Origin of the sequence: Streptomyces sp. NPDC008150 (assembly GCF_042956945.1) — a bacterium.
In the GTDB taxonomy this organism is placed as follows: domain Bacteria; phylum Actinomycetota; class Actinomycetes; order Streptomycetales; family Streptomycetaceae; genus Streptomyces.
Genome location: NZ_JBIBHJ010000005.1, coordinates 474,089 through 484,949, shown reverse-complemented (window position 1 = coordinate 484,949; position 10,861 = coordinate 474,089). Strand labels below are relative to the sequence as shown.

At 69.4% G+C, this 10,861-nt stretch carries 11 protein-coding genes and 1 rRNA gene; 11 read left to right on the top strand and 1 reads right to left on the bottom strand.

The window, feature by feature from the left end; genetic code table 11:
- The 11 genes from rrf to ACFZA0_RS16345 all read left to right on the top strand — a co-directional run.
- Window positions 1–95 (top strand): 5S ribosomal RNA (rrf, locus tag ACFZA0_RS16395); the annotation flags it as partial.
- Window positions 96–206: 111 nt separating this feature from the next.
- A complete protein-coding gene (locus tag ACFZA0_RS16390; RefSeq protein WP_391016522.1) occupies window positions 207–815 on the top strand; it encodes a CDP-alcohol phosphatidyltransferase family protein in 609 nt (202 codons plus the stop codon).
- A 112-nt stretch (window positions 816–927) separates the two neighbouring features.
- Window positions 928–3,423 carry a sugar phosphate nucleotidyltransferase gene (locus tag ACFZA0_RS16385; protein WP_391016520.1) on the top strand — a complete coding sequence of 832 codons (2,496 nt, stop codon included), beginning with the start codon at window positions 928–930 and terminating at the stop codon, window positions 3,421–3,423.
- 98 nt (window positions 3,424–3,521) lie between these two features.
- Window positions 3,522–4,424: a DUF881 domain-containing protein gene (locus ACFZA0_RS16380; RefSeq protein WP_391016517.1), complete on the top strand. Its 903-nt coding sequence runs from the start codon at window positions 3,522–3,524 to the stop codon at window positions 4,422–4,424.
- Window positions 4,421–4,753, top strand: a complete 333-nt coding sequence (locus ACFZA0_RS16375) for a DUF1290 domain-containing protein (RefSeq protein WP_391016515.1) — start codon at window positions 4,421–4,423, stop codon at window positions 4,751–4,753. The genes ACFZA0_RS16380 and ACFZA0_RS16375 overlap by 4 nt, the downstream gene beginning before the upstream one ends.
- Before the next feature lie 5 nt (window positions 4,754–4,758).
- Window positions 4,759–5,595: a DUF881 domain-containing protein gene (locus ACFZA0_RS16370; RefSeq protein ID WP_391016512.1), complete on the top strand. Its 837-nt coding sequence runs from the start codon at window positions 4,759–4,761 to the stop codon at window positions 5,593–5,595.
- 190 nt (window positions 5,596–5,785) lie between these two features.
- Window positions 5,786–6,613 (top strand): FHA domain-containing protein, encoded by an 828-nt coding sequence (locus tag ACFZA0_RS16365; RefSeq protein ID WP_391016509.1) that lies wholly within the window; start codon window positions 5,786–5,788, stop codon window positions 6,611–6,613.
- 39 nt (window positions 6,614–6,652) lie between these two features.
- The gene (locus ACFZA0_RS16360; protein ID WP_391016507.1) at window positions 6,653–7,390 is read left to right on the top strand and encodes a MerR family transcriptional regulator; all 738 of its coding nucleotides are present in this window, start codon (window positions 6,653–6,655) and stop codon (window positions 7,388–7,390) included.
- A gap of 85 nt (window positions 7,391–7,475) precedes the next feature.
- On the top strand, window positions 7,476–7,949 hold the full coding sequence (locus tag ACFZA0_RS16355; RefSeq protein ID WP_391016504.1) for a bifunctional nuclease domain-containing protein: 474 nt from the start codon (window positions 7,476–7,478) through the stop codon (window positions 7,947–7,949).
- A 292-nt stretch (window positions 7,950–8,241) separates the two neighbouring features.
- A complete protein-coding gene (locus ACFZA0_RS16350) occupies window positions 8,242–8,886 on the top strand; it encodes a MerR family transcriptional regulator (RefSeq protein WP_391016502.1) in 645 nt (214 codons plus the stop codon).
- A 90-nt stretch (window positions 8,887–8,976) separates the two neighbouring features.
- Window positions 8,977–10,401 (top strand): DNA polymerase IV, encoded by a 1,425-nt coding sequence (locus ACFZA0_RS16345; protein ID WP_391016499.1) that lies wholly within the window; start codon window positions 8,977–8,979, stop codon window positions 10,399–10,401.
- 18 nt (window positions 10,402–10,419) lie between these two features.
- Here the strand turns inward: ACFZA0_RS16345 and ACFZA0_RS16340 are convergent, their stop codons facing one another.
- Complete coding sequence (locus ACFZA0_RS16340) at window positions 10,420–10,791, bottom strand: PRC-barrel domain-containing protein (RefSeq protein ID WP_391016496.1); 372 nt, start codon at window positions 10,789–10,791, stop codon at window positions 10,420–10,422.
- Window positions 10,792–10,861 lie beyond the last annotated feature (70 nt).

Here is a 10,861-nt window from a genome sequence, read left to right as displayed (position 1 = left end):
AAACGCCCGGTTACATTCCGAACCCGGAAGCTAAGCCTTTCAGCGCCGATGGTACTGCAGGGGGGACCCTGTGGGAGAGTAGGACGCCGCCGAACTCCTTTTAGAGCTCTGGCTCTTGGGCATACAGCCCAAGAGCCAGAGCTTTTTTGCGTTGGGGTAGGGTCAGGGGGCATCGTTGGCACTTTTCCCCTTCAGGAGGCCCCCGGGTGGAGGTCCAGGAGACCCGCGTCCAGACGGACCGAGTCCTCACCATCCCGAACATCCTCAGCATGGCTCGGCTCGTCGGCGTACCCGTCTTCCTGTGGCTGATCCTCAGGCCGGAGTTCGGGGGCCCGAAGAGCGACGGCTGGGCGCTCCTGGTGCTCGCCCTGAGCGGGATCAGCGACTACCTCGACGGCAAGCTCGCGAGGCGTTGGAACCAGATCAGCAACCTCGGCCGGCTGCTCGATCCGGCCGCCGACCGGCTCTACATTCTCTCCACCCTGGTCGGTCTCACCTGGCGCGAGATTCTGCCGATCTGGTTGACCGCTGCACTGTTGCTGCGCGAACTGGTTCTGCTGGTGATGGTGGGCATCCTCAGACGCCACGGCTATCCGCCGCCGCAGGTGAACTTCCTCGGTAAGGCGGCCACCTTCAACCTGATGTACGCCTTCCCGTTGCTGCTGCTCAGTGACGGCAGCGGTTGGATCTCGTCACTCGCTGCGATTTTCGGATGGGCGTTCGCCGGGTGGGGTACAACCCTGTACTGGTGGGCAGGAGTTCTGTACATGGTTCAAGTCCGCCGCCTGGTTCGTGCGGACGTCATGGCTGACTGAGCCCGCCGATTGGCGGCCACGGTGTCTGAATGGCCCGGTACCGAGAAGTGCGGGACAATCGAACGGGTGAAGTCGGCTATTCCGTCGTCTCTTTGAGGAGGACGCTTCCGACATGAAGGCCGTTGTGATGGCCGGTGGCGAAGGTACACGCCTTCGTCCGATGACCTCGAGCATGCCCAAGCCGCTCCTTCCCGTGGCGAACCGCCCGATCATGGAGCACGTTCTGCGGCTGCTCAAAAGGCATGGGCTGAACGAAACCGTGGTGACCGTCCAGTTCCTGGCCTCGCTGGTGAAGAACTACTTCGGCGACGGCGAGGAGCTCGGAATGGAGCTCACCTATGCCAACGAGGAGAAGCCACTCGGTACTGCCGGAAGCGTCAAGAACGCAGAAGAGGCATTGAAGGACGATGCCTTCCTCGTCATTTCCGGTGACGCGCTGACCGACTTCGACCTCACCGAGCTGATCAACTTCCACAAGGAGAAGGGTGCTCTCGTCACTGTCTGTCTGACGAGAGTGCCGAATCCCCTGGAATTCGGCATCACGATCGTCGACGAGGAGGGCAAGGTCGAGCGCTTCCTCGAGAAGCCGACCTGGGGCCAGGTCTTCTCCGACACCGTGAACACCGGTATCTACGTCATGGAGCCCGAGGTCTTCGACTACGTCGAGGCCGACGTCTCCGTCGACTGGTCCGGCGATGTCTTCCCGCAGTTGATGAAGGAAGGCAAGCCGATCTACGGCTACATCGCCGAGGGCTACTGGGAGGACGTCGGCACGCACGAGAGCTACGTCAAGGCCCAGGCCGACGTGCTGGAGGGCAAGGTCGACGTCGAGATCGACGGCTTCGAGATCTCGCCCGGCGTGTGGGTGGCCGAGGGTGCCGAGGTGCACCCGGACGCGGTCCTGCGCGGGCCGCTCTACATCGGTGACTACGCCAAGGTCGAGGCCGGCGCCGAGATCCGCGAGCACACCGTCGTGGGCTCCAACGTGGTCGTCAAGAGCGGTGCCTTCCTGCACAGGGCGGTCATCAACGACAACGTCTACATCGGGCAGCACTGCAATCTGCGCGGCTGCGTCGTCGGCAAGAACACCGACATCATGCGGGCCGCCCGCATCGAGGACGGCGCCGTCATCGGTGACGAGTGCCTGATCGGTGAAGAATCGATCGTGCAGGGCAACGTACGCGTCTACCCGTTCAAGACGATCGAGGCTGGCGCGTTCGTCAACACCTCGGTCATATGGGAGTCCCGCGGGCAGGCGAACCTGTTCGGTGCCCGGGGCGTGTCCGGCATCCTGAACGTCGAGATCACGCCGGAGCTGGTCGTGAGACTGGCCGGTGCCTACGCGACGACGCTCAAGAAGGGGTCCACGGTCACGACGGCCCGTGACCACTCCCGAGGCGCCCGTGCGCTGAAGCGTGCCGTGATCTCCGCGCTCCAGGCGAGTGCCATCGACGTGCGCGACCTGGAGAACGTGCCGCTGCCGGTTGCCCGGCAGCAGACCGCGCGCGGCAGCGCCGGCGGCATCATGATCCGGACGACGCCCGGCGTGCCCGACTCCGTCGACATCATGTTCTTCGACGGGGAGGGCGCCGACCTCTCGCAGGCCGGCCAGCGCAAGCTCGACCGTGTCTTCGCGCGGCAGGAGTACCGGCGCGCGTTCCCGGGCGAGATCGGCGACCTGACCTTCCCCGCCAGCGTGTTCGACGGGTACACCGGGTCGTTGTTGCGCAATGTCGACACCCGGGGCATCGCCGACTCCGGTCTCAAGGTGGTCGTGGACGCCTCGAACGGAAGTTCCGGCCTTGTCCTGCCGAGCCTGCTCGGCAAGCTCGGTGTGGACTCGCTGACCGTCAACCCGGGCCTGGACGAGTCCCGTCCGACCGAGACGGCCGAGATGCGGCGCTCGGGGCTGGTGCGGCTGGGCGAGATCGTGGCGTCCTCGCGGGCGGCGTTCGGCGTGCGGTTCGACCCGGTGGGCGAGCGCCTGTCGCTCGTCGACGAGAAGGGCCGCATCATCGAGGACGACCGGGCCCTGCTGGTCATGCTCGACCTCATCGCCGCCGACCGGCGAAGCGGGCGGGTCGCCCTTCCGGTGACCACCACCCGTATCGCGGAGCAGGTCGCCGCCTATCACGGCACCCAGGTCGAGTGGGTGACCACGTCGCCCGACGACCTGACCCGGGTCGGCCGCGACGAGGGCACCATCTTCGGCGGTGACGGCAAGGGCGGCTTCATCGTCCCCGAGTTCAGCAGTGTGTTCGACGGGACGGCCGCGTTCGTGCGGCTGATCGGCCTGGTCGCGCGCACGCAGCTGACGCTCAGCCAGATCGACGCGCGGATACCGCGGGCGCACGTGCTCAAGCGTGATCTCGCCACTCCGTGGGCGGTCAAGGGGCTCGTCATGCGCCGGGTCGTGGAAGCGGCCGGGGACCGGTTCGTGGACACGACGGACGGTGTGCGCGTGGTGGAGAGCGACGGCCGCTGGGTCATGGTGCTGCCGGCCCCCGCCGAGGCCGTCACCCATCTGTGGGCCGAGGGTCCGGACGACGCGTCCGCGCAGGCGCTGCTGGACGAGTGGTCGGAAGTGGTGGAAGGCGCAGGCAGGTAAAACACGCGGTACCCGCGCGTGCCGGACAAGTGTCCCCAAGGGGGCCAGTCCGGCACGCTGCCGGGGCCATTCGGAGGTAATGGCCACGGCGTGCGACGATGTGCGGCATGCCGCAGCAACCCCCCGTTCGGAGCACGCCTGCGCGGCCCAGGCGTCCCGACGCGTCCATGTCGTTGCTGACCAACGTGATGGACCACAGCCTCGACGACGGATACGCCGAGGCCGCAGCCCGCAAGAAGGCCGCGGGCGGTGGACTGCCGAAGACGCTCAGGGCGAAACTCGGCCTTGCCGCCGGACTCGTGCTCGCCGCTCTCGTCGTGACCCTCGGTGCCGTACAGGCCCGGGTCGCCGCTCCCGTCGTCGCCAAGGAGCGTGAGGAGCTCATCGACCGCGTCGACAGCGAGACCGCGTCCGCGGACAAGCTGGAAAGCACCGTGGACAAGCTCCGCGACGACGTGAGCGCCCGCCAGCGCGCGGCGCTGAAGGCCGGCGGCGACAGTGACCGGGGCGATCTCGTCAGCGTCCTGTCCGGTGCCGTCGCGGTGCACGGGCCGGGCGTGAAGCTCGTCGTGAACGACGCGAAGGAAGCCACCACGAACGCCGACGGCGACCCGCGGGTGACGTCCGGCTTCTCCGACACCGGCCGGGTGCGCGACCGCGACATGCAGCGCGTCGTGAACGGCCTGTGGGCCTCCGGCGCCGAGGCCGTCTCCGTCAACGGGCGGCGGCTCACCGCACTGTCCGCGATCAGGGCCGCGGGAGACGCCATACTGGTCGACAACAAGCCGCTGGTGCCGCCCTACACGGTGCTCGCGGTGGGGGACGCCAAGCGGCTGAGCACGCGGTTCCAGGACAGCGCGGACGGGTTGTACCTGCACGCTCTCCAGGAGAACTACGGCATTCGCACCAGCATTTCCACGCAGGGCGACGTCCGGCTGCCCGCCGCCCCGAGCGTGATCGTCCGTACAGCAGAGCCGAAAACCGGGAAGGGCACATCGTGATCGCCGTACTTGGCCTCGTCGTGGGAGTCGTGGCCGGGCTGTTGGTCCATCCCGAGGTTCCGGCGGTCGTCGAGCCGTACCTGCCGATCGCCGTCGTCGCCGCGCTCGACGCGGTCTTCGGCGGCCTGCGGGCCATGCTCGACGGCATCTTCGACGACAAGGTCTTCGTGGTGTCGTTCCTGTCGAACGTGGTGGTGGCCGCGCTCATCGTCTTCCTGGGCGACAAGCTGGGCGTCGGCGCCCAGTTGTCGACCGGGGTCGTGGTCGTCCTCGGCATCCGGATCTTCTCCAACGCCGCCGCCATCCGACGTCACGTCTTCCGGGCGTGAGGCCGATGAACCACCAGGACGACAGCACCCCCGAGAACAGGCTGCGCGAGCAACTTCCCCAGGAGGTACCGCCGGCCGGACCGCCGTCCGCGGACCCCGCGCAGGACGGCACGCCGGGCCAGAGCGGCCGGCAGCGGCTGGTGCAGGGCCTGTGGCCCCCGCGTGTCACCAGGGCCCAACTCATCTTCGCCCTGCTGCTGTTCGGGCTCGGGTTCGGTCTCGCCATCCAGGTCGCGTCGAACAGCGACAGCGGCAGCGCCCTGCGGGGCGCGCGGCAGGAGGATCTTGTCCGGATCCTCGATGAACTCGACGACCGCACAGGGCGTCTTGAGGACGAGAAGCAGGGACTGGAGAAGCAGCGGGACGAGTTGGAGAACAGCTCGGACCAGGCCGAGGAGGCCCGCAAGCAGACGGTGGAGAAGGAGAAGCAACTCGGCATCCTCGCGGGCACGGTGGCCGCGCAGGGGCCGGGGATCACCATGACGGTCACGGATCCGAAAGCGACGGTCGAGGCGGACAGCCTGCTCGACGCGGTCCAGGAACTGAGGGCGGCGGGCGCGGAGGCGATCGAGGTGAACGGCGTCCGGGTCGTCGCCAGTACCTACCTGACGGACGCGGGCAAGAGCGTGGACGTGGACGGGAACAAGATCGAAGCTCCCTACCGTTTCAAGGTCATCGGCAATCCGCAGGACCTGGAGCCGGCGCTCAACATCCCCGGAGGAGTTGTGCAGACCATGGAGAAGGAGCAGGCCACCGTTACTGTGGACCGGTCGACCAAGATCGTCGTGGATGCCTTGCGAGCGGCCGAGCAGCCTGACTACGCTCGGTCGTCCTCCCGGTGAACCGGGGGCGCATGCGGGACGTCCGGCAAGGGCATGAGGTTGCGGGGGGTCGGCGCACCGAACGGGTGGTGCGTGGTGGAAACTGTCTGGAGGACACGGACGTTGTGCAGGTGTCCGGGTCGGCCGGTGTATTCAGTCAGGGTTCGTCCTGCCCCACGGGCGGGTCTGTTTCGGTCAAGGGGAATCGCCCGTGAAGTTGTTTGCGAAGTTGTTCGGCAAGAGTGCGCGGGACGGCGGCGAGAACGCCACAGCCCGTCACCGCGCGCAGCCCGACGCGGAAGGCCGGCGCCCGCTGTTCCGCGACCAGGTCGCGGGCCCGGGTGGTGACGTTTCGCGAGGTCAGGGTGCGACCTCTGTTGACCCTGCGCAGTCCGGCGGCATAGGTTTCGGGCAACCGTCAACCTCAGGTACGGGTAGAGGGTTCGACGACCCGTACGCGTCCAATGCCCCGGCGGGGCAGCCGCGGCAGGAGGATCCGTCCATGTCGGTCCTGGTGTGTACGAGGTGCGGCAACCGCAACGCGGAGAACAGCCGTTTCTGCTCCAACTGCGGTGCGCCGCTGAGGGCCGGCGCGACGCCGGAGCGGCCGTCGGAGACCACGTCCACGATCTCCATCTCCGGTCTCGAGGCCTACGACTCCGAGACCACCGGCCAGATCCAGATGCCGACGCTCTCGCCCGAGGCGCAGGCCGCGGTCGACGCGCTTCCGCTGGGTTCGGCCCTGCTCGTCGTGCGTCGCGGTCCGAACTCGGGCAGCCGGTTCCTGCTCGACGGTGAGCTGACCACCGCGGGCCGTCATCCGCAGAGCGACATCTTCCTGGACGACGTGACGGTCTCGCGCCGCCACGTCGAGTTCCGGCGCGGGGCGGACGGCACCTTCTCGGTGGCCGACGTGGGCAGCCTCAACGGCACGTACGTCAACCGCGAGCGGATCGACGAGGTCGTGCTGGCGAACGGCGACGAGGTGCAGATCGGAAAGTACCGGCTGGTGTTCTACTCCAGCCGGCAGGGCATCTGACCCTTTCCCGGACGTGTCCGGGGACCCCAGGGAAGGTCCATGCTTCAAACACCGAGCGGCGGTGCCGGACACGGCACCGCCGCCGCGGACTCCGCGCTGATGAGCATCGGCACGGTGCTGGGCGCGCTGCGCGGGGAGTTCCCCGAAGTGACCGTCTCCAAGATCCGCTTCCTGGAGGCGGAAGGTCTGATCGAGCCGCAGCGCACCCCCTCGGGCTACCGCAAGTTCACGCCCAAGGACCTCGAACGCCTCGGTCACGTCCTGCGGATGCAGCGCGACCTGTACCTGCCGCTCAAGGTCATCCGGGAGCACCTGGACGCCGTGGAGCGCGGCGAGACCGTGCAACTGCCCGCCGTGGGGCGTCAGCGGGGCGGTGACCGGGCCCTGGAGGTCACCGACCGGCCCGTCGCCGCCCGGATCGGCCGTACGGAGCTGATCGACGCCGCGGGGATAGGCGAGCGGCAGCTCGACGAGTGGGAGTCCTACGGGCTCATCACCCCGCTGGAGGACGGTGCCTACGACGCCGAGGCGGTCACCGTCGCCTCGCTGGTCGTCGAACTGGGCAGGTTCGGCATCGAGCCGCGGCACCTGCGGGTCATGAAGGCCGCCGCCGACCGCGAGGCCGGCCTCGTCGACCAGGTGGTCGCCCCGCTGAAACGACACCGCAACCCGCAGACCAGGGCGCACGCCGAGGCCCGTACGAAGGAGCTGGCGGGGCTCGCGGTCAAGCTGCACGCGGCGCTGGTGCAGACCGCCCTCGGGGTGCGGCTGCCGTGACCCGCGGGCCGGTGGCGGGCGGACCGCGCCGCCCCATTGCCTGCCCGACTACCCAAACGTCCCGGGCACGGCCTAGGGTTGCTGTGTGAACGAGCTCGATGTCGTAGGCGTACGGGTCGAAATGCCCTCCAACCAACCGATCGTGCTCCTGCGCGAAGTGGGAGGCGACCGGTACCTCCCCATCTGGATCGGACCCGGGGAGGCGACGGCGATCGCCTTCGCGCAACAGGGCATGACCCCCGCGCGGCCGCTGACCCACGACCTTTTCAAGGACGTGCTGGAGGCTGTCGGCCAGGAGCTCAGCGAGGTGCGCATCACGGATCTGCGCGAGGGCGTCTTCTACGCCGAGCTGGTCTTCGCCAGCGGTGTCGAGGTCAGCGCCCGTCCGTCCGACGCCATAGCGCTGGCGCTGCGCACCGGTACGCCGATCTACGGCAGTGACGGTGTGCTCGACGACGCGGGCATCGCGATCCCCGACGAGCAGGAGGACGAGGTGGAGAAGTTCCGCGAGTTCCTCGACCAGATCTCGCCCGAGGACTTCGGCACCAGCAACCAGTGAGGGTGCGTCCGTGCCGCGTGTTCCCGCCGGGTTCCATGAGGAATCGCTGAAGATGTACCGGTGTTGGGGTCTGCTTCACCGTTCGTGACCGCCACATTGCGGGGCATTTGCCAGTGGCGCGTGGGAGCGTCCGGCGACTCCGGGGAGAGCATTCGGTTAGCCTTTCCCCGCGGTGGGGCACGGAAAACCACTCCTAGGGTGATTATCACTCGGCGTGCCGAGTGTGGCGATCGTTGACGCACCCCTGGTGACTGCCTACCGTCGTGGAGGCATGTCAAGGACGGAGGTCGGCGTGAGAAGCAGCGGCGACGGTACGGCTGGGGGCGCCCCGGGAATCGGTCTCGGGGAGAGCGGTCCGTACGAGCTTCACGGCAGCGTGGGCGGTCGCGCTCCGCAGCGGCCGACGGCTGTGCCGAGCAGCGGAGGGGCGGCGTCCATGACGTCCGAGCAGATCGGCTACCGCGGTCCGACGGCCTGCGCGGCCGCGGGGATCACCTACCGGCAACTGGACTACTGGGCGCGCACCGCGCTGGTAGAGCCGAGCGTGCGGCCCGCCCACGGGTCCGGGACGCAGCGTCTCTACAGCTTCCGGGACGTCGTCGTCCTGAAGATCGTCAAGCGTTTCCTCGACACGGGAGTGTCCCTCCAGAACATCCGGACCACCGTGGCGCACCTGCGGGACAGCGGTTTTCGGGACCTGGAGCGCATGACCCTCATGAGCGACGGGGCCACCGTCTACGAGTGCACCTCGCCCGACGAGGTGCACGCCCTCCTCCAGGGCGGCCAGGGCATCTTCGGCATCGCCGTGGGCGTGGTGTGGCGCGACGTGGAGGCGGCGCTGTCGCAGCTGCACGGGGAGCGCGTCGACACCGGGGAGACGATCGTGGGGCAGCACCCGGCCGACGAACTGGCCCGGCGGCGCAATCGCGCCGTCTGACCGCTTCACCGCCCCGCGGGAGACGGCGCGCGCCGCGCTGAGGGGCGTCCCGCCGGGGCGTTGTCAGTGGCGTGAGGCACCATCGGACCTGTGAGAAGCGGGCCCACGATCCTCCACCTCGACATGGACGCCTTCTTCGCGTCGGCGGAGCAGGGGTCCAAGCCGAGCCTGCGCGGGAAGGCCGTGGTCGTCGGCGGGCTCGGTCCCCGCGGTGTGGTGTCGACGGCGTCGTACGAGGCGCGGGTGTTCGGGGTGCACTCCGCGATGCCGATGGCGCAGGCACGCCGGCTCGCCCCGCACGCGGCCTACCTCGTGCCCCGGTTCGGTCTCTACCGCGCGATCAGCGACCAGGTCATGGCCCTGCTGCGGGAGCTGTCGCCGCTGGTGGAGCCGCTCAGCCTGGACGAGGCGTTCGTCGACCTGGAGGCCGCGGGAAGCGCCTGGGACGAGGCGTCGGCGCGGCTGGTGGGCGCGAAGCTGCGGGCCGACATCCGGGCCGTCACGGGGCTCACCGGCTCGGTCGGTCTCGCCGCCTCCAAGATGCTCGCGAAGATCGCCTCGGAGGAGGCCAAGCCGGACGGGCTGGTCGTCGTCCCGCCGGGCACCGAGCGGGCGTTGCTCGGACCGATGTCCGTGCGCATCCTGCCCGGGGTCGGGCCCGCCACCGGGGACCATCTGCGCCGGGCCGGCATCAGCACCGTCGAGGAGATCGCCGAGGCCGGTGAGGACGAGCTGGTGCGGCTGCTGGGCAAGGCGCACGGGCACGCCCTGTACGCGATGGCGCTGGCCCGCGACGAGCGGGCCGTCGTGTCCGAGCGGGGCACCAAGTCGGTGTCCGTGGAGGACACCTACGACGTCGACATCCACGACCGGCTGCGCGTCGGCATGGAGGTGCAGCGGCTCGCCGACCGGTGCGTGGGGCGGCTGCGCGCCGCCGGTCTGTCCGGCCGGACCATCGTGCTGAAGCTGCGCCGCTATGACTTCACCACCCTGACCCGCTCCGAGACCCTGCGCGGGCCCACCGACGACCCCGCGGTCGTGCGCGAGGCGGCGGCGCGGCTGCTGGAGTCGGTGGACACCACGGGCGGTGTGCGGCTGCTCGGCGTGGGTGTCAGCGGGCTGGCGGACTACACGCAGGAGGACCTGTTCGCGCAGGTCGCCCAGGCGGAGGCCGAGGCGCAGGCGGGGGAGCGGGCGGAGCGGGCCGTGGAGGAGCCCGTCCGCGAGGCGTCCCGGGAGCCGGTGCCGCCCGAGGAGCGGCGCTGGCCGGCCGGGCACGACGTGACGCACACCGAGTACGGGCACGGCTGGGTGCAGGGCAGCGGGCTGGGCCGGGTCACCGTGCGGTTCGAGACGCCGTACTCGACCGCGCCGGGCCGGGTGCGCACCTTCCGCACCGACGACCCCGGCCTGGAACCGGCCGAGCCGCTGCCCCTGGTGGCCGGGGCGGGGCTGGAAGGGGTGCCGGAGCCGGGCCCCGCCGGGGTGGGCGGGGCCGGCGGGGAGCGGTCGTGACGTCCGCCCCCGCGGGAGTCAGGCCGGTTCCTGGCCCGCGACCCGGCCGAAGTCGCGGTCCGGGAAGGGGGGTGCGGCGGCCACGTCGAGGCCGTAGTGGTGGTAGAGCTGGAGCTCCTGGTCGGGCGAGAGATGGCGCCCGACGCCGAAGTCGGGGGCGTCCTTGATCAGGTCGCGGTCGAAGGGGATGCGCAGGGTTCCCTCGACGACCTTGCTGGGCTCCAGGGGCACGAAGGCGTCCCGGGAGAACAGGCCGGTGCGTATCGCGGCCCACTCGGGTACGCCCGTCGCGTCGTCGAGGTACACCTCGTCGACGGTGCCGATCTTGTTGCCCGTGCGGTCGAACGCTTTGCGGCCGATCAGGTTGCGCGGATCGATGTCGGTCTGCACGTGCCCCTCCAGGTGGTCGCAACTGGTCCGTAAGCACTACAAAAGAGCACATTGGGGTGTACGGCCACTC